This is a genomic window from Candidatus Fokinia solitaria (genome assembly GCF_003072485.1).
GTDB lineage: Bacteria > Pseudomonadota > Alphaproteobacteria > Rickettsiales > Midichloriaceae > Fokinia > Fokinia solitaria.
Genome location: NZ_CP025989.1, coordinates 642,360 through 662,116, shown reverse-complemented (window position 1 = coordinate 662,116; position 19,757 = coordinate 642,360). Strand labels below are relative to the sequence as shown.

Below are 19,757 nucleotides of genomic sequence, written 5' to 3'. Positions count from 1 at the left end.
CGTACTTTTGACAAATTATGTGTGAGATCTGTCTTTACACAACATCAGATTGCATATTTCTCATTTTATATATTACTCCATTTATTTCCAATCCAAATAGAAAAATAATAGAAGCAAAATATATGTATAAGATCGATATGGAGATGCCTACCATGCTTCCATATATGATGTTAAGCTGTCCTGCGCTTTGTATATAATATCCGAAGATTTCAGAAAAAATTTCCCAAAAAAGTATAGTATTCACTACTCCTGGCATAATTTGTCGTATTTTCACATGTTGCCTTGGAAAGGTGTAATGTATGTATGATAGCATTCCAAATAGTGCGATATATACCGTAGGGACGTAATGTTCAATTTTGATAACAAAGTTCAATATATCATATAACGTGCTTTCCAATTTTATAAATTGCGCACACTGTATTAATACAAGTGGAATTAGCTTAAAACATAAAATAAAGAATATTAGAAGTAGTGAAAAAGCCATGAATTGCAGTATGCTGATAATTCTTCTTCTTATATAATGACAGTCTTCCGTTGTACCGTATATCATGTACACGTATAGTAAGATCCCGTCAAATAATCCAGAAGCACTCCATATAGCGCTTAACATTGCGAATGTCAGCATGCTTTCCGGTGGTGTGCGTAGTATTTCAAGAATTCTGTTGCTAACGCTATCTACGAATGCATGCGCTTTACTGCTTAGCAATGAATTTGTAATGAATTCGTCAATATCTAATGTGACATGAAAAAGATCTCGATACTGCGTTGCAACTAAGGTACTGACCGCAGTAAAAAAAATCAGAGAAGGAAAGAGACCGAGCAATATCAAAAAAACGAGATACCCTGAATATTCGTACGCATTTTTTTCCAGGAGATTTTGAATAGATTTCTTATAGATGATCAATATTACTTTGAATGCCCGTATTAGGTACATATTGTGATTTTACTTAATATATTGATTGAAAAAGTATTATAAAAGTTGTAGAAGCTATTCGTTATGCTTTTATCACAGAGAAATGCAATTGCATATTGTTTTAGATAAAACACGTTAAAAATTTTTTACTCATAATGAAAAAGGAAAAAACAATTCAAAAGAAGATTATGATAGTAGAGGATGATTCTGCTATGTTATCTCTTATGGAGTATAGCTTGATCTCGGAAGGATATCTCGTTATATCAGTTTCAACAGGCGAAAATTGTACGAAGATTGTTGAAGAAAAAAGGCCGGATTTGATCATCTTAGATTGGGTGCTGCCAGAAAAATCCGGTATAGAAATATGCGAGGAGTTGCGCGGTATTCCAGATCTGAAGGATCTAAGAATTATAATGATCTCTAGTCATAGTAAAGGGCAGCATAAAATTACAGGCTTGAAAAAGGGTGCAGACGATTATCTTGAGAAGCCTTTTATTATAGAAGAGCTTGTATTAAGAGTGAAGAATCTATTAAAAAGAAGTGCAATAGAGGATTCTGATGTGCTGAAGTTTATGGAATTGACATTAGATCTTAGAAGACATGCGTGTACGATGGAAGGAAATGGTACCGTGCACGAGATAACTTTAGGGCCAATAGAGTTTAAGTTGTGTCAATTGCTGTTGATGAATTCTGAGAAGCTTGTCTCGAGAGATAAAATTATAGCACTGCTTTGGAATAGTACTACTATGGAGATGCAGCATGATAAAGATAAGATATTGAACGTTCATATGACGAGATTACGTTCATCTATACTCAAGCATGCTAGTAGTATTGATATCAAAACCATTAGAGGATACGGATATAAAATGGTGAAAACGGTGCATGGTGGAGGAGAGAATGCAGAGAGTAGTTATTAGATATCTACCTGAGTAATTGAATGAAATGTCTTGCGAGTTACTGAAGATACATTCGGCTGAATTTTTCGTATTTTATAGTATCTTGGACATAAGGCTTCGTTACGGTATTTACCGACGATTCAGTAACTCATTCAGTTGTTAACTCGGCTTCTGCTATAAATCTTGACGGAGTGTTGTGAATTTGTTTTCCACTGCGTAACTTGCATTTCGAGTGCGACATACATAACTTATGTCGTGCTCGCGTCATGCCTACATATAAGAGCCTTCTCTCATCTTCTATATTTTCAGATTGGTAATTTTTACAGTATGGTAAGTTACCTTCTTCTACAAACGGAATAAATACTATGTCAAACTCCATGCCTTTGGAACTATGTATCGTACTAAGGTAGACAGTGTGTTTTTCATGCGACTTCTGTGCGTCGGTGTGGTTATTTCGTGAAAATCTTTCTATAAGTGGTGTTGCTTTTTTATATTGTGCTGCAATTTCTATAATACTTATGAGATTTCGCGCTTTCTCATTTTCGTGTTCTGATAGCACTGTAAAAGAGTCTGAGTAAAGATCTTCCAATTTTTCAAATTTTCCCTTTGTAATAGTCTTTACGTATCCGATATTGTTGATGGAATCGCTTATTGCATCACTTATCTTTCCATCTTCTATAAGAGATGCATTCTTGGAGATGTTGTCTATTATCTCCTTTACTGCTTGTAATTTAGAAGATGTCCTTGAGTGTAACTTGTTACATGCTAATTCATACAGTGAGCAACTAGATTGCGCTGCAATTTTAAGAAGCGCGTTTATCTGCGTAATATTTAGAGTATGAGTTAATAATAGCAACTCTTTTAAATTATGATCAGCGTGAGGATCAATACTCAATTTTAGTATATTTAATGCGAGTTGCACTTCTTCTCTCTCTATAAAAGATCTCGTATTTCCAATAACGTACTGAATATCATTATACCTCATCGAATATTCAAAAGGTATGATGTGCTCGTTATTTCTTACAAGAATTGCAATGCTACCACCATATGGTAATAATTCTGTAATCTGAGTAGTAATATGCGATACTTCTATGATATCAGATTCATAGCATTTTATTGTAGTACCGGTAGAGAATTTGACATCACTTTCATCAATAGATGATTTCTGCATCTCTTTCCAGCATCTGTCAGAATTATGAGATATCAGTTTGAAGGCATGATAAATTATATCGTTGTTGGAGCGATAATTATTCGATAGATATAACGTCTGAGATAGCGGAAAGTTATCTTTGAATGTTGTGATACGTTCAGTGTTTGCGCCTCTCCAAGTATATATCGTTTGATCGTCATCTCCTACGCAAAATAATGAATTCGTACCTTTTTGCAACAAGGTCATTATGAAATAGTACTGTGCGAAGTTGATATCTTGATACTCATCTACTATGACATGAGAAAATTGCTTTTGTAGCAATTGTAAGATCTCTTTATTTTCTATGAATAACTGCTTCACGTAGAGTAAGATATCTCCGAAATCTACAAGATTTTTCAGTTTCAGAACGTTCTGATATTCTTGATATATAAAAAGAAATTCTGCATTTGTATCTTGAGATTCTAACTCTTCGGTGCTGTATAATTTGTCTTTTATACGTTGTATATCCTCATATATTTTATATGCCATACCTACATTATTTTTAGTTCTTCTTAAGAGTTCTTCTATGTAATGTATGCTTTCTTTTTCTGATATAACTCTAAATTCATGAGATAATCCAATTGTAGAAGCGTGTTTCTTGAGTATTCTTACGCCTATTGCATGAAAAGTACCAATCCATACTTTTTCCATAAGCTTGCGTTCAGCGGTATACAATCTGTGCTTTAGTTCACTCATTGCTCTCGTGCTAAACGTCAAGACCATGATCTCATGAGGATTGTACGATTGTACCAAAAATTGTATACGCGCTATTATTACAGATGTTTTTCCTGTTCCTGGCCCCGCTAACACCATTACGTGTCTTTCCGTAGTAGTAGAGACTGTAATTTGCTCTTCATGCAGAATAAGCGAATTTTGTTTATGTGCAGATTGCGTAGCGGCGAATTCTGAATGATGAGAAGTCATTTTATCTATCTATCTCTCCAAATACAGCATCTATCGTGCCAAGATTACTTGACACATCGGAAAGCATGTGCCCGACGGACATTTTATTCAATATCTGCAAATGTGCAAATCCCGGTGCTCTAATGTGTATCCTATAAGGTTTATTTGAACCGTCTGATACTATGTATAGTCCGAATTCTCCTTTTGGTGTTTCTACAGCAGTGTAAGTCTCTCCTTTAGGTACTGTATATCCTTCGCTGAAAAGTTTGAAATGATGAATGATAGCTTCCATTGATGTAGTAAGTTCTGCTTTCGGAGGAGGTGTTATTTTATGATCATTGATGATGTATGCACCATTTGGCATTTTTTCCACGCACTGAGTTGCTATTTTTATGGATTCTCTAATTTCCAATACTCTTACAATATATCTATCGTAGCAGTCGCCATTTTCTCCGACAGGAATGCTGAATTCGAGTTTATCATATACTTCATATGGTTGTGATTTTCTCAGATCCCAGGGTATGCCTGAAGCACGTAACATAGGGCCGGTGATAGCAAAATTCAAAGCATCACTTTTCGATATAGTACCTATATTCACTAATCTCTGCTTAAAGATTCTATTATCATTCAGTAGTGATTCTATATCGGAGAGTACTTTAGGAATTCTTTGCAGAAATGACGATATTTTATCCATCATCTCATTGCTTAAATCACCATTTACTCCACCTGTTCTGATATACGCACAATGCATTCTACTGCCTGAGATTTTTTCGTAGATTTCCATTAACTCTTCTCTTGCTTCGAAAGCCCATAGTAGTGGAGTCGTAGCGCCAGTATCTAGTGCTAATGATGTGATGCTGAGAAGATGATTGCCAATGCGTTGTAATTCCAGTAATAGCACTCTTATATATTTCGCTCTTTCCGGTATTGAGATTTGAAGCATTTTTTCAATAGCCATTGAAAAACAATGTTCTTGTGCAAGAGGTGAGACGTAGTCCAATCTATCCATATACGGTAAGCCCTGCATATATGTTTTGTTCTCTAGTAGCTTTTCTGTACCGCGATGAAGAAAGCCTATTTGCGGCTCTATTTCTTTTACTGTTTCACCGCTTAATTTGATTACGAGATTCAACACACCATGTGCACCAGGATGTTGAGGGCCGAAATTAATGACGGTCTCTTTATCGCTCATAACTTAGGATTAAAAGTGAATTTGAAAGTAGAACAAATATCATCATAAAACGGTATATGATTTTGCAGTATATTTCTACATGTTGCTACTATCTCATCTTGATACTCTTTAGATGTTTCATGAGTGATGAAAGAGATTTTTATTGGATGTCGTGTTATGGAAGTATTGTGAAACGGAGTCACATAACTTGCCACGTCTTCAGCTATTGCGCTAGAAGGATCGATTATTGCGATATTATAGCCATTGTTAGAGAAAATTTCGTACAGCTGCTTGATGAGGATTGCATAATGCGTGCATCCTAGAAAAATAATATTTTTTTCTGATTTAGTACATTCTTGACGTAAGTGCTGAAAAATCTCTTGTGCAGCTTTTTTCAATTCGTTTTGATGTATATATTCTACTACTTCCTTTGTAATCGGTATTGAGCATATTTTGTCGAACTCTTCTAAAAAATTCTGATTAATAGAATGTGATAATTGTGTGCATATAAAGAGCTTTTTATGTTCTTGATACTTTTTTAAGATTCTTTTTGTAGTTGATAATGTATCTACTATCTGCATTTTCGTGATAGTATTATCTGTCATTTTAGAGAAGGAAGCCGTATAGCATGCTATTACGAATAATTGCGTAAATTGTCGCTCAGCAGAATATATGATATCATTTACACGATCAGCTATAGCAGTGCAGTGCTTTGTGCCGTACGGAAAAAATTCAAGATCTGCAATGTACGAGATATCGCAATATCTCATTATATAGCACTCATACACTTGTTTTATGAATGAGGAGAGTACTGACAATCCTCCTAATCCACTGTCAAAGAAACGTATCTTCATTCCATTTCAACCATTATTTAGCATTGCAGATACTAAAGAATTTACTGATATTCTACAAGTTACCAGTGTAGAAATAAAAAATGTAAAATCATGTTTGACATTCATATGGTTGTTTCTATAGAGTTACCACTGCACTGAGTGCGTTTCAAAGTAGTTTAGCAATATAACCAAGCAAAATTATCGTTGAGTAATTTTATTACTGTGTACGCATAATACCAGCAAAAAAATATGAAAAGAGCTTTTAGTGGATGCCTTGGTGATAAGAGACGATGAAGGACGTAGTAAGCTGCGATAAGCTGCGTGGAGGTGCTAACATCCGTTAATACGCAGATTTCCGAATGGGGAAACCCTTTGCACTACAAGTGCAAAATCTCGAAAGAGAGGTGAACTCAGTGAACTGAAATATCTAAGTAACTGAAGGAAAAGAAATCAATTGATATTTCGTCAGTAGCGACGAGCGAACGCGAATCAGGCTTTTGAATTTAAAAATTAGAATGTGTTGGAAAGCACAGCAATATAAGGTGACAGCCCTGTATAAGTAAATTAAATTCATTTTTTTAAGAGTAAAGCGGGACACGTGAAATCCTGTTTGAATATGGGGGGACCATCCTCCAAGCCTAAATACTACTTATCAACCGATAGCGAACTAGTACTGTGAAGGAAAGGTGAAAAGAACCTCGAGAGAGGAGTGAAATAGAACTGAAACTAATTGCTTATGAGCAGTCAGAGCACATATGTGTGATGGCGTACCTCTTGTATAATGGGTCAGCGAGTTAGTGTGTCTAGCAAGGTTAAGCTGTTAAGTGTAGCCGTAGCGAAAGCGAGTCTGAATAGGGCGAGAAGTTAGACGTATTAGACCCGAAACCGGGTGATCTAGTCATGAGCAGGCTGAAGTCAAGGTAAGATTTGATGGAGGGCCGAACTCGTCAATGTTGCAAAATTGTGAGATGACTTGTGATTAGGGGTGAAAGGCCAATCAAACTCGGAAATAGCTGGTTCTCCGCGAAATCTATTTAGGTAGAGCGTTGCTTAGTTTCTTATCAGGGGTAGAGCACTGGATCGGCTAGGGGGCCAAAAGCCTACCGAACCTAACTAAACTCCGAATACTGATAATGATGAGAGCAGCAGACAGGCTGTGGGTGCTAAGATCCATGGCCAAAAGGGAAACAGCCCAGATCGTCGTCTAAGGTCCCTAAGATATGGTTAAGTGTTAAAGGAAGTAAAAACGCCAAAACAACTAGGAGGTTGGCTTAGAAGCAGCCATCCCTTAAAGAAAGCGTAATAGCTCACTAGTCTAATAGCGATTTTGCGCCGAAAATGTAACGGGGCTAAAACCATACACCGAAGACACGGGCTCATTCGTTTGAATGAGCGGTAGCGGAGCGTTGTGTAAGCCTGTGAAGATGCATCGTAAGGTGTGTTGGAGGTATCACAAGTGAGAATGCTGACATGAGTAGCGTAAAGAGGTGTGGAAAACACCTCCGCCGAAAGTCCAAGGTTTTCTACGTAAAGTTAATCTGCGTAGAGTTAGCCGGTTCCTAAGATGAGGCTGAAAAGCGTAATCGATGGCAATCTTGTTAATATTCAAGAGCCTGCTAGAAGTGACAAATCTGTAACATTACAATTGGTTAATGGATTCTGATTGTAGTGGAAAGGTTTCAGGAAATAGCCTAGCATATAGACCGTACCCCAAACCGACACTGGTGGACTGGTAGAGAATACCAAGGCGTAGAGAGAATAATGTTGAAGGAACTAGGCAAATTGCATCTGTAACTTCGGGAAAAAGATGACCATGCGCAAGTGTGGTGGCACAAACTAGGGGGTGGCGACTGTTTATCAAAAACACAGGACTCTGCAAACTCGGAAGAGGAAGTATAGGGTCTGACGCCTGCCCGGTGCTAGAAGGTTAAGGTGAGGGGTGCAAGCTCTGATCCGAAGCCCTAGTAAACGGCGGCCGTAACTATGACGGTCCTAAGGTAGCGAAATTCCTTGTCGGGTAAGTTCCGACCTGCATGAATGGCGTAACGACTTCCCCACTGTCTCCAACATTAACTCAGCGAAATTGAATTCTCCGTGAAGATGCGGAGTGCCCGTGGTTAGACGGAAAGACCCCGTGAACCTTTACTGTAGTTTTGTATTGATTCCAGGAGTTTGTTGTTCAGGATAGGTGGGAGACTGTGATCTCAGAGTGTAAGCTTTGAGGGAGTCGTCCTTGAGATACCACCCTGCAAGCTTTTGGTGTCTAACTGTGCTTTTTGAATCAAAAGCCAAGACAGTGCATGATAGGCAGTTTGACTGGGATGGTCGCCTCCTAAAGAGTAACGGAGGCGTACGAAGGTAAGCTCAAGTTGGTCGGAAATCAACTGTAAGAGTGTAATGGCATAAGCTTGCCTGACTGCGAGATTGACAAATCGAGCAGAGACGAAAGTCGGTCATAGTGATCTGGTGATCCCGCATGGAAGGGTCATCACTCAACGGATAAAAGGTACTCCGGGGATAACAGGCTGATGAACTCTAAGAGTCCATATCGCCGAGTTCGTTTGGCACCTCGATGTCGACTCATCACATCCTGGGGCGGTAGAATGTCCCAAGGGTTCGGCTGTTCGCCGATTAAAGTGGTACGTGAGTTGGGTTCAGAACGTCGTGAGACAGTTCGGTCCCTATCTGCCATGGGTGTAAGGAAAATTGAGAGAATCTGACTTTAGTACGAGAGGACCGAGTTGGACGTATCTCTTGTGTACCAGTTGTTTTGCCAAGAGCAGCGCTGGGTAGCTATATACGGAAGGGATAACCGCTGAAAGCATCTAAGTGGGAAACCCGTCTCAAAAATAATTTTCCCTATAGCACCGTAGAAGACTACTACGTTGATAGGCTGAATGTGTAAGTAGAGTAATCTATTTAGCTAATCAGTACTAATGTGTAATTGATTTTGTTGCTGTTGCTATTATGGCGTATGCAGTGGTAAAATTACTTCTTATTAATTTTGCTTTTTTATATTGCTATCTCTTTGATGTATAAGCTTTTGTTGTTATTTGATATCAATAAAGCTTATGCTGTAGACTAAGGTACTTATTGCAAGCCTGATGATTATAGAGAGGATGAAACACCTGATCCCATTCCGAACTCAGAAGTGAAAAGCCTTTTCGCCGATTGTATTGCGTCTTAAGACGTGTGAGAGTAGGTCGTTGTCAGGCTCGCAATGAGTATTTGTGATTGTCCTCTTTGATAAAATCCTGTGCTGAGGAAATAATTTCTACCGTAGCAAGGCAGTCGTCTACTTTTGGAATATTGCAATTTACTCTAATTTTATTGAATTGTATCGTCTTCTGCTCTTCGGTCAGTTTTGGTACTTGAATTGTAGCCATGAGGCTATCCATCATTCTGCTCATTTTAGCTAAGCAGCGCACCTTGTGATACTGTGGCGTCACATCTTCTTTAAAAGACATAGCAGCTGCTTCTACTTCAAGTCCCCACGTTTTTCTTGTTTTTTGTTGCATATCAGAAAATAAATATTCAATCATTATTAAATATAGCAACTTTATCTAATATTAACAATACGATCATCTTAGCATGAGAATATATTTATTATATTAAATATTATTAAATATTGGCATTACTATTTCTTAAAAAGAATTATTATATAGTGGCGCAATATAATGTCTTTGTATAGAAAGAATGCTATATACTCGAAAAACAGAAAATTGAATTAGACTTTATTTTATAAGCTTTGTAAGCTTCAAAGTATGGTGCATGCTTGCGCCTTTATAAGTTGGCGGATATAGCTCAGTTGGTTAGAGCGTCGGTTTGTGGTACCGAAGGTCGCGGATTCGAGTTCCGTTATTCGCCCCACTACTTTGAGTACTTGCGATTGTTCTTTTGTGGAAATCCTGCGCTGAGGAAATGATATATATTGTAAGATTTGAAGCTAAGTGTCTTCCATTATACGAAATACTGTTCGAGTAACTGACTTTTTTCGATTGCTTAAAGTGTCCGGATAGCTAGTACCGATTAGCTGTACCTACTGTTATATTAACAACTATCTCACTACTGAAATGTGATGAGTGACTTTTTACCATGTGGTAAAGCACTTTTAAGAGAAATAATGTAGTAGGTACCGCATGCTATTATTGCAGATTATATATAGTGCAGTGCTTCAAAGTACATGCGTTTAATCTATATACGAGTCAGCCGTTTACTGTGACTGATTCTGTAATATTCTTTGCTTATTTTTATAAGCTATCATCTTCGTATTGCTGTACTATCTGACTGTCATTTTGATATGTATTGAAGTAGCAGATTTTATTAATATCCACACTATCCTCGTATTGCTGTACTACCTGACTGTCATTTTGATATGTATTGAAGTAGCAGATTTTATTAATATCCACACCATCCTCGTATTGCTGTACTACCTGACTGTCATCTTGATGCGCGTTGAAGTTATAGGGTGTATTAATATTAATATCGTCAAATTCCTCATCTGATGATGTCTGATGTTGTATTTGCTGCTGTGTCTGATGTTGTATTTGCTGCTGTGTCTGATGTTGTACTACTGCGTTTGATGATGTGTGATGTTGCTCATCCAATGCATAAAGCCAACGGCCCTGATATTCAAATGGACAATCTCTCTCTCCATCGTACAGAGCCCTTCGAAATGGCTGTACATCCCATATTAACCTTTCCTCCATGTTTGTATTTTTCTTGTCTAAGTCCTCAGCGAATGTTCGGAAGAAGACATAAGCACAGCAGATATAAGAACGATTTATTGCAATTTGTTCAGCTGTGTTCGCACCTCCAACGGTCACAGGAAGTGTTATTACGTCTAGAGCTAATTGATACAGTGATTGGGCGATATTATTTGGCCCATCTAGGCCGTGCAAATATATAATATCAGAATAATCGCCCACGCGCGTAGGCATAATATAACGATATGTTGTTGGTGATACGTGGATTGCATTATCTCTTAGAACATTACGCAAATATTCGAATGATGGTGCACAATTCATCATAGAATTTATCAATGGTCTTGCTATTGCAGATTCTATGCTGTTACATGTATGATGCGCGTAATGCTTGTCTATTACACTATTAGAAATTGCTGTTTTATTTAACATATATATTTTTTATTGAAAAATTTGAATCATTAAAAATGATTACAATATCTATCGTTATAGTATTTTTTTTAAATATGCAATTACGTCAAATGTTCTCTAAAGTGATATATGTTAAGTTGCAATATACCCTCCGTAACGATGCATTTTTTTTTGTTTTTACATGTTAAATGCATTATGAGTGTAGTTTTTCCTAGTACCGATAGCATTTTGTATTTGATACTTTAGTAGCAACTCATTCATCTTATCATTTCTATCCGTCCATCCGTTCCATTTCATTTCTTCATATGGCATAACGATTTCTATATCGCTGCTTAATGTCGTAAGTTTTTTGAATAACGCAATCTGCTCTTTATTGCCATTGATCTGCGAAGCGATTTTGCTGTTAGAAAGCATATGAGTATTTTGACATATATCGTTTACCGAATCGAACTTACTTAATAGTGTAGTAGCGTGTTTCTTTCCAATACCTGGTACTCCTCGAATGTTATCTGCACTATCTCCAAGCAGTGCTAAGAAGCACGGCACTTGATGAGGTTTTACTCCTAGTTTTGCAATTACTTCTTGTTCATCGATTATTTGCCGTTTATAAGGATCCCACATGATAGTATTTCTATTATTTTGTACTGCTATGAGTTGCATTAAATCCTTATCTTGAGAGATGATTGAGATGTTAATTGGAGTACTGCTATCTTTGTCATAAAATTTCGTTACTACGGAGGCAATGATATCATCTGCTTCGACTTTTGGATGCTTTATGACTGGAATTTGCATGCATTCTAGTACTTCCTCAAGTATCGGAAATTGTGAAATGAATTCTTGCGGTAATGGTTTTCTATTTGCTTTATATTCTTGATATATGTGGTGTCTGAATGTCTCACCTTTTGTTTGATAATCCAGTGCAATACATACGTATATTTCGCTGTTTTTATGCATTGCAAGAAGTTCACCATTACATTCTAATAACCTGAACATGGTGTTAATGAAGCCTATAACTCCTCCTATATGTATACCGTTTATAGCTGGATCTTTATGATGAGCGAAGAGCGATTTAAAGAAGATTGCATAACAATCCACGATTATGAGATGCTTACTCATTAACTATTCTTGGAAAAACTTGATAAAACTGTTTATCAATACGTAGTTGATCAAACATAAATGCGGCAGATGCCATATCAAACGTTATATTTGATATCTTTTGAAGGTAAAAAATAGATAGCAGTCTTGCCGCGCCGTGCGGTATAAACGGCTGCAGTAGAATGCCAATCACTCTTACTAGTTCTAGAGTGTGAAATAAAATGAAATGTAGTTCTGCTTGTTTGTCTTTTTTATGCCATGGCTGTTTTTCATTAAAATATTTATTGGCTATTTCTGATATTTTCATGATGATATCAATTGCCTCGTGAAATTTGAGTGCTTCCATGTATTTTACATATGATGAGACTAAACCATACGTTTGTTGCAGCATATTGTCGTCGTAATCTGAAGGTCTCTGACAAGTATTATCCATATACTTTTGTACAAACATCACGCTTCTTTGTGCTAAGTTACCAATGTTATTGACTAATTCAGCATTAACCAGTTTTTGTAAGTTAGCATCACTATAACTTGCGTCATGTCCGATTCTAGTTTCTCTTATGAGGAAGTATCTAACGTAGTCCGATGTATATTTATCTATTAAGTTCTGTGGCGCTATTACGTTGTTTAAGGATTTTGACATTTTCTGTCCATCGTTGAGCCACCATCCATGTACTAATATTTTGAGAGGTAAGTCTTGAATATTCAGCGCTATGAGTAGTGCCGGCCAATATACAGTATGAAATATAAGTATATCTTTACCAATAACCTGTACATCACATGGCCAGTATTTAGACTCAAAATTCTGTGAAAGAGTGGAAGCATAGTTCATAAGAGCATCAATCCATACATATATAGTTTGTTCTGTAGCATTTGGTACAGGTATTCCCCACTTAGTATTATTTCGAGATATACACAAATCTTTCAATCCTCTTTCGATGAAGCTTACGACTTCATTAAGCTTTAGTTTTGGCTGTATGACGATTCTCTCATCGCGATAGATTTTTAATAGTTCTTCTTGTAATGCTGATAGCTTGAAGAAATAGCATTCTTCAGAGCAAAATACTACATCTGCACCAGTTGGCGCTTTACCATTTACTATCTCTTCTTCAGAGTAAAAAGCCTCATCTCGTTCTGCATACCAGCCTGAGTACTCTCCTTTGTATATCCATCCTCTTTCATATAAGATATTCCATACGGATACTACGAAATCCTTATGTCTCATTTCTGTTGTTCTGATAAAAGCATCGTAAGTAATGTCAGCAGCTTTATATAAAGCGGAAAATTTATCTGCTATCTCATCTACTCTACTTTGCGGATGTACTTTGAGTTTTCTTGCCGTTAATTCTACTTTTTGTCCGTGCTCATCCATACCAGTTGCAAAGCACACATCTCGTTTCTGTAATCTATTATATTTCGCGATTACGTCAGCTATTACCGTAGTATACAAATGTCCGAGGTGTGGCTCACCATTGGCATAATATATAGGAGTGGTTACGTAGAATTTGCTATTGTACTCAAAAGACATAATCGTATATCATCGATATTATCAGTATTTCTATCACACTGTTAGTGAAGAAACAAAATATCTTTGCAGAATTTCCTACTATAGAAATAGGAGAGATTGTATTACGTGAATTGTCCACATCCGATTATAAACGCTACTACGAAATATATACAGATCCGAGAGTAGCGATGAAACTTTCTGATGAAGATATGCCCAAAAGTGAGAGAGATGCAATGCTTAGTGTGATATATTGGCGAGATCTATTTCATAGATCGCTTTCTGTTTTTTGGGGGATTACTATAAAGGAGACGGATTTTTTAATAGGCACGATAGGCTTTTTTGATTACAATGTTTATAGTAGAAAAGCTGAAATTTGCTATGATCTTGATCCAAATTATTGGAGGCGTGGTATTATGAAACGCGCCATTATAGAAGTGCTGAATTTTGGTTTTAATGTAATGGATTTATATAGAATATCAGCAAAGACGCTACATGATAATCAACCGTCATTGAATCTATTGCATGATGTTGGTTTTCAAGAAGAAGGAGTGATGCGCGGCTATCGACTTATAAGAGGTGGATTTCCGGATATTAAAATGCTTTCATTATTACCTCATGAATTTCGACATAGAAGAAGATGAGAAAAATTATAGCTATCCAAGGAGATCCTTTAGAAACATTGAAGATTAGAACAGATACAAGTCTATTCTTAGCAGATGGTCTATACAAGAACGGGTATGAGATCTTTTGGTACACAGTAGATACTATGCGTCTATCAAGTTTGAATGGCAAAAAAAGTTTGTGCGCAAGAGGGTATTTTATAAAGTTAGAATATGTTTTATACAGCGGAACTCAGTGGAGTAGAGTGAGTGATTTACAAGAACTTCATCTTGATGAAGTAAAGTGCATATTGTTAAGGCAAGATCCTCCTTTTAATATGTTATACATTACCTCTACATTTTTATTGGAACATGTTGATGTGCCGATAATAAATTCTCCAAGAGGTGTGAGGAATAATTCAGAGAAGATCTTTCCATTCAGTATAGCAGTGGGGTATTTACCAAATACCATTATTACACGAGAAGTAGGAGAGATATTGAGTTTTCTGAAAAAGCACTTAGATGTAGTGCTAAAACCATTATATGAATATTCAGGGCATGGTGCGATACGAATGTCATATGGAAAAAGCGAATCACATACTACAAATCAAGTAGTATATAAAGATGACGAAGAGGCAGCAAATGGCATACGTAAATATATTGATGGATTTGCAGAGCATGTTGTAGTTCAAGCGTTTATCAGTGCTATTTTAAGCGGAGACAAACGCGTGTTCGTAATAGATGGAGAAATAGTTGGCGCATTTAGCAGAATACCTTCTAGTGGTAATTTTCTTGCGAATATATATCAAGGTGCAAGTATTGCTGCCGTGAAGCTGACTGATAGCGAAATTGCGATGTGTGATAAGATCGCGCGGAAGTTAAAAGAAGATGGCATTTTTATCGCGGGGATTGATCTGATAGGAGATTATATTACGGAGATTAATGTCACTTCTCCTACAGGATTTGTATTGCTTGAAGAAATGTATCGCGAAAATGCGAAGAACGATACAGCACTGCCGATACAAGAAAGATTGGTAAAGCTTGTAAGTAGTATTATTGATACAAAAAAATAGGTTTTGTATGCTCTTATATATAACGTAAATTTCATACTCCGGTGTCAATAAAAGTGTATATAAATGACCAATTATATGAATTCGAGGAATGCGTTACTATTATGCAGGCATGCGAGATGATTGGTATGACAATACCTAGATTTTGCTACCATAAACGACTTAGTATTGCTGGAAATTGCAGAATGTGCCTTGTTCAAATCGGAGAAAATCCAAAGCTTGTAGCAAGTTGCGTGCAAGTTATAAGCGATGGTATGCATATATACACTAATACAGCACTTGTGAATCAGGCAAGATCAGGTATTTTAGAATTTCTCTTGATTAACCATCCGTTAGATTGTCCAATATGCGACAAGGGTGGAGAATGTGATTTGCAAGATCAGGCATTTAAGTATGGTAAATGTCATTCAAGGTATAAAGAGGAAAAAAGAACGATACAGCATAAAGATTTCGGCTCTTTTATAGAGACTCACATGACAAGATGTATACATTGTATGAGATGTGTGAGATTTTTAGATGAAGTAGCTGGTACGAGTGAGCTTGTAGCACTTGGTAAGGGAGAAGACATGCATATTGATACATACAAAATTTCTGATGCCGTATGTAAAGGTATTACGTCAGAGCTTTCTGGTAATATTATAGACTTATGTCCTGTAGGCGCTTTAAATTCTGCACTTTATGCATATACTGCAAGAGCATGGGAACTTACTAAGATACCTTCTATTGATCTGTCTGATGCGGTATGTTCAAACACCATGCTTCATGTCAGAGGACATCAAGTAATGCGAGTATTACCGCGCGAGTGCGAGTATATTAACGAAGAGTGGATCTCAGATAAAGCAAGATTTAATTATGATGGTTTGAAATATCAAAGATTGGTAGAGCCAGTATGGTTTAATAAAGTTATGAAGCGTCATGAATCTATTTCATGGGATGAAGCATATGATAAATTATGTACAGTACTGAGTCATGCAGCTGTAGTTTCAGCTTTAGTAGGTCATTATTCTGATATAGAGAGTATTTTTGCTATAAAGGAGTTATGTAGTCATAAAAAAAATTGGTTTTTTGATTGTAGAGAGGAAGGAAGTATCATTGAATCATCATTTGGACGCGGAAGTTACGTCTTTAATACGACGATTCAAAGTATAGAAAGCAGCGATGAGTGTTTATTAATTGGTACAAATCCAAGACTTGAGGCAGCGATTTTAAATGCAAGACTTAGAAAAGCAGTAATTCATGGAAAACTTAAAATATCAGTTTTAGGTAACAGATTTGCAGCAAATTATCCGTATACATATTTAGGATGTGAAAGTGCCTTGTTGAAGGCGATATACGAAGGTAAGCATGAGTATGCAAGGCGATTGTTGCACGCTAAAAATCCTATGCTAGTACTTGGTACAAACATATTAAAGCATCAATATGATGGCCATGCAGTCTTATACTACTCTTATAAAATTGCTCAAAAATACGGTCTTATAAAAGACGATTGGAATGGCTTTAATGTATTGAATACGAAGCCTTCGAGAGTTGGAGCGTTAGATTTAGACTTTACGACAAATTTCGGAGAAAGCTTTTCAGATATTGGTGAAATAGAAAGTACTGTAGACGTAATGTTACGAAAATCTAATGTACTGTTGCTGTTTGGCGCTGATGATGTGAATATTGAAGCAATTGCAGACGACGTATTTGTAGTATATATCGGACATCATGCAGATAAAGCTATTCGTAGAGCAGATTTAGTACTACCTTCTCCTGCATATTCGGAAAAAAAAGCGATGTATGTCAATCTTGAGGGACGTTTGCAATCTACTTACCAAGCTGTACCTCCGCTTGGAGTGTCTAAACAAGAATGGATGATAGTAACTGAAATTGCTGAAAGATTAAAAATTGAGTTAAATTTCCACTCATTGGAAGATGTGCGAGCTAAAATAGCTATGAAAAGCGATTTCTTGAAGCAAGAGAATATGCATCGTGTGTTAGAGAGGAAAGATGTTACTATTCCTCGTGTTGCCAGCTTAAAAAAAAGAGATCTCACGTATCCAGTAAGCAATTTTTATGCAGGAGATCAAATATCAAATAACTCTTTAGCTATGATAGCGCATTCTAATAGCTTGCAAGTGAAGTAAATACTTTACGAGAGACATTTATCAAGCATAATGGAAATTCCATACTTAGGGATGAATAGTATTTTTAAATGCATTGAATCAAGATATTCCGTGTACTGTGTTTCTGTTTCATCTTCAACCTTCAGTAATACGAAATAAGTATTAAAAATACTTGGTATATTTGTTGCGCAGTTATTGCACACTTGCAAGCACGGATTGAGTAAGGTAAAGCGTAGCTTATCTACTGTGATTACTTCATCAATATGTAGTGATTTGGTGACATGAGAGCCATAATTTACATCAAGTATTGTGAATTGTGCGGTATTGTGCGTGATAGTCTTTTTTTCTTGCACACTTTGTACTTTTGGTATTTTATTTACGATTTCACTTACTGTATCGGAGTTTACTGCTTCAGTATTTTCTACAAGCTTAGGAGTAATGTCATCGTACTGCTGTTCTTCTAATGCACTACCTTGGCGAAATATGGCCAGTAAAGCGATTATTAGCAAATATCTCATACTCTATAACGTAATGATATTCAGTAGCGAAGTGATTGTACTAGCGTGATTAAGGATTTCCAACTGCGGCGCGGTAATCCAGCTTTGCACGCCTAATCTGTATAAGGCATCCAAAAGGATTGTCTGATATCTTTGATCTAACCTCGATATTACATCGTCTAGTAACAGTATCACATTACTGAAAAATTGAGAATCTTCCATATTTAAGTTATGGATTAAATTTGCATACGTTAGTAGTACAACCATTGTGCATAATTTTTGCTCTCCGACAGAGCAATACTTAATGTCGAATCTCTCATCGCTTAAGAATACTATAAAGTCCTCTTTATGAGAACCGAAAGTGCTTTTTTTCAATAATACATCTTCTTTTCTTGCAGATTTATATTTTTCCTGTATGCGGGATATGAGTGTATCATCAAGAAATTTCATTATATCATCAGAGATCGAAAAAGTAGCATCATGCATGTGTTTTAGATCGCGATAATATTCTGAAAAGCTTTCACATTCATTGAATATTTGGCTTTTTAATTCGAGATGAATAAATGGAATTTCAGAGAAGAGCTTCTTAATATAATCGACCTCGGTGCTGCCACTCAATATCATGTTATACGAGTATTGCATTAGTCTGATAAAACGCCCTCTATTTAGGGTTATTTCTGCTGCTAATCTCGCTAATGAATTTTCTATTGCGTCAAGCCATAGTGGATCATGTGATGTTTTTAGAGTCTGTAATCTTGATTTTATATGGTGGTTATATTGCGATAACAGCGATGCATGCGAAGGGAAAATACCATGTATCATCCGATCGAAAAATGATCTGCGTTCGGAAGTCGCGCAAGCAAATATCATTTCGTTTTTAGGAGTTAAGTAAATAAAAGAGCATAGTCCTTTTAATTCGGATATGTTTTTAATCCTCTTACCATTTAGTGTGATAATTTTATTTATTTGTTCTTTTGTATATTCCATCTCTATCTCATTAGAAAGCGTGTTCTTGTTCTGAGATTCGAAGAAATACTTTACTTGCCAGGTGTCTGCTTTTATCTCATCTTCGATTTGTGAATGACCGAAATTTATCATAGGATTAAGTAGCATTTCGCTGTATGTAGCGCCGCGTAGATTGCGTCCTGCGCACAGTAAGGATATTGATTCTAAGATAGATGTTTTGCCAGAACCGTTTCTACCAAGTATGATATTACATGGTGAATTACCGATAATTTCGCGTAATTTGTGATTGCGGAAGTTGTGAAGTTTCACTTTACTCAACATCACACATTTATGTCGATTTACTTATTGATGTGGCAATGATACGGTGGCGGAGGAGGGATTCGAACCCCCGACACGCGGATTATGATCCCGCTGCTCTACCAACTGAGCTACTTCGCCTTGCGTTCTATAAGAATTTGTACTACTTTCGTGCATTATAATCAAGTCTGAAGCGAGTGCAGTACGAAAATATAAAATATCATATAATTCTAATACTTTTGACTATTATATGTATGATATTTACCGTGCTGTTCAAGCATATGATAAAAGAAGGAAAAGATGAAGTGCACGAGCTTATGCAGTTAGTGCAGGATGAAAAAGAGATAGTAGAGATACTTACTCTACAAGTTGAATATCTCAAAAGTCCAGGAAAGCTTATTGCGATGAAGGAAAAGAATTTTAGTACGTTACGGTACAACACTGATAATATTGTCGCATGGAAGGACTTCATCAACTCCGTAGATAGAGGAAGATAGCGGTGTGCCACAAAAACTTCGCTGGGGTGGATGGATTCGAACCACCGAGTGCCGGTATCAAAAACCGGTGCCTTGCCACTTGGCTACACCCCAATGTTCTAACCA

General features: G+C 36.7%; 15 protein-coding genes, 3 tRNA genes and 2 rRNA genes. 8 read left to right on the top strand and 12 right to left on the bottom strand.

Features of this window, described 5'->3' with window-relative positions; genetic code table 11:
- Positions 1-34: 34 nt before the first annotated feature.
- Entirely contained in the window at positions 35-934 is a 900-nt protein-coding gene (locus Fsol_RS02985) for a YihY/virulence factor BrkB family protein (RefSeq protein WP_108673404.1), read from the bottom strand.
- 134 nt (positions 935-1,068) lie between these two features.
- Between Fsol_RS02985 and Fsol_RS02980 the strand changes: the two genes are divergently transcribed.
- Positions 1,069-1,830, top strand: coding sequence for a response regulator transcription factor (locus Fsol_RS02980; protein WP_108673403.1), 762 nt, complete (start codon positions 1,069-1,071; stop codon positions 1,828-1,830).
- Between the two features lie 127 nt (positions 1,831-1,957).
- On the opposite strand, the gene Fsol_RS02975 is transcribed toward Fsol_RS02980, so the two are convergent.
- Genes Fsol_RS02975 through Fsol_RS02965 form a run of 3 tightly spaced genes read right to left on the bottom strand, consistent with a single transcriptional unit; the run spans position 1,958 to position 5,926 of the window.
- Positions 1,958-3,922, bottom strand: a complete 1,965-nt coding sequence (locus Fsol_RS02975; RefSeq protein WP_108673402.1) for an ATP-dependent helicase — start codon at positions 3,920-3,922, stop codon at positions 1,958-1,960.
- Between the two features lies 1 nt (position 3,923).
- Entirely contained in the window at positions 3,924-5,093 is a 1,170-nt protein-coding gene (locus Fsol_RS02970) for an NADH-quinone oxidoreductase subunit D (protein WP_108673401.1), read from the bottom strand.
- Positions 5,090-5,926 (bottom strand): glutamate racemase, encoded by an 837-nt coding sequence (locus Fsol_RS02965; protein WP_108673400.1) that lies wholly within the window; start codon positions 5,924-5,926, stop codon positions 5,090-5,092. Before Fsol_RS02965 ends, Fsol_RS02970 begins: the two co-directional genes overlap by 4 nt.
- A gap of 220 nt (positions 5,927-6,146) precedes the next feature.
- On the opposite strand from Fsol_RS02965, the gene Fsol_RS02960 reads away from it, so the two are divergent.
- Positions 6,147-8,862: ribosomal RNA gene (locus Fsol_RS02960) — 23S ribosomal RNA — on the top strand.
- A gap of 143 nt (positions 8,863-9,005) precedes the next feature.
- Positions 9,006-9,120: ribosomal RNA gene (gene rrf / locus Fsol_RS02955) — 5S ribosomal RNA — on the top strand.
- On the opposite strand, the gene Fsol_RS02950 is transcribed toward rrf, so the two are convergent.
- A complete protein-coding gene (locus Fsol_RS02950) occupies positions 9,115-9,447 on the bottom strand; it encodes a hypothetical protein (protein ID WP_108673399.1) in 333 nt (110 codons plus the stop codon). The two genes, rrf and Fsol_RS02950, sit on opposite strands and share 6 nt — an antisense overlap.
- Positions 9,448-9,698: 251 nt before the next feature.
- Between Fsol_RS02950 and Fsol_RS02945 the strand changes: the two genes are divergently transcribed.
- Positions 9,699-9,775 (top strand) — tRNA-His (locus Fsol_RS02945).
- A gap of 380 nt (positions 9,776-10,155) precedes the next feature.
- Here the strand turns inward: Fsol_RS02945 and Fsol_RS02940 are convergent.
- The 3 genes from Fsol_RS02940 to Fsol_RS02930 form a co-directional block, all read right to left on the bottom strand.
- Entirely contained in the window at positions 10,156-11,040 is an 885-nt protein-coding gene (locus Fsol_RS02940) for a hypothetical protein (protein ID WP_108673398.1), read from the bottom strand.
- A 156-nt stretch (positions 11,041-11,196) separates the two neighbouring features.
- Positions 11,197-12,135 carry a 5'-3' exonuclease gene (locus tag Fsol_RS02935; protein WP_108673397.1) on the bottom strand — a complete coding sequence of 313 codons (939 nt, stop codon included), beginning with the start codon at positions 12,133-12,135 and terminating at the stop codon, positions 11,197-11,199.
- Entirely contained in the window at positions 12,128-13,642 is a 1,515-nt protein-coding gene (locus Fsol_RS02930; protein WP_108673396.1) for a methionine--tRNA ligase, read from the bottom strand. The genes Fsol_RS02935 and Fsol_RS02930 overlap by 8 nt, the downstream gene beginning before the upstream one ends.
- Before the next feature lie 44 nt (positions 13,643-13,686).
- Here Fsol_RS02930 and Fsol_RS02925 point away from each other — a divergent pair, with 44 nt between their 5' ends.
- The 3 genes from Fsol_RS02925 to nuoG are packed head-to-tail and all read left to right on the top strand — an operon-like array spanning position 13,687 to position 17,416.
- The gene (locus Fsol_RS02925; protein WP_158521637.1) at positions 13,687-14,262 is read left to right on the top strand and encodes a GNAT family N-acetyltransferase; all 576 of its coding nucleotides are present in this window, start codon (positions 13,687-13,689) and stop codon (positions 14,260-14,262) included.
- Positions 14,259-15,293: an ATP-grasp domain-containing protein gene (locus tag Fsol_RS02920; protein ID WP_108673394.1), complete on the top strand. Its 1,035-nt coding sequence runs from the start codon at positions 14,259-14,261 to the stop codon at positions 15,291-15,293. The genes Fsol_RS02925 and Fsol_RS02920 overlap by 4 nt, the downstream gene beginning before the upstream one ends.
- A gap of 41 nt (positions 15,294-15,334) precedes the next feature.
- Positions 15,335-17,416 carry an NADH-quinone oxidoreductase subunit NuoG gene (gene nuoG, locus Fsol_RS02915; protein ID WP_108673393.1) on the top strand — a complete coding sequence of 694 codons (2,082 nt, stop codon included), beginning with the start codon at positions 15,335-15,337 and terminating at the stop codon, positions 17,414-17,416.
- A gap of 5 nt (positions 17,417-17,421) precedes the next feature.
- Here nuoG and Fsol_RS02910 read toward each other — a convergent pair whose 3' ends face one another.
- The 3 genes from Fsol_RS02910 to Fsol_RS02900 form a co-directional block, all read right to left on the bottom strand.
- Entirely contained in the window at positions 17,422-17,913 is a 492-nt protein-coding gene (locus tag Fsol_RS02910) for a hypothetical protein (protein WP_108673392.1), read from the bottom strand.
- Between the two features lie 3 nt (positions 17,914-17,916).
- Complete coding sequence (recF, locus tag Fsol_RS02905) at positions 17,917-19,167, bottom strand: DNA replication/repair protein RecF (protein WP_158521635.1); 1,251 nt, start codon at positions 19,165-19,167, stop codon at positions 17,917-17,919.
- A gap of 56 nt (positions 19,168-19,223) precedes the next feature.
- Positions 19,224-19,296, bottom strand: a tRNA-Met gene (locus Fsol_RS02900).
- A gap of 140 nt (positions 19,297-19,436) precedes the next feature.
- Here Fsol_RS02900 and Fsol_RS02895 point away from each other — a divergent pair.
- Complete coding sequence (locus tag Fsol_RS02895) at positions 19,437-19,652, top strand: hypothetical protein (protein ID WP_145958129.1); 216 nt, start codon at positions 19,437-19,439, stop codon at positions 19,650-19,652.
- A gap of 21 nt (positions 19,653-19,673) precedes the next feature.
- Here Fsol_RS02895 and Fsol_RS02890 read toward each other — a convergent pair.
- A tRNA-Gln gene (locus tag Fsol_RS02890) sits at positions 19,674-19,745 on the bottom strand.
- Between the last annotated feature and the right edge of the window lie 12 nt (positions 19,746-19,757).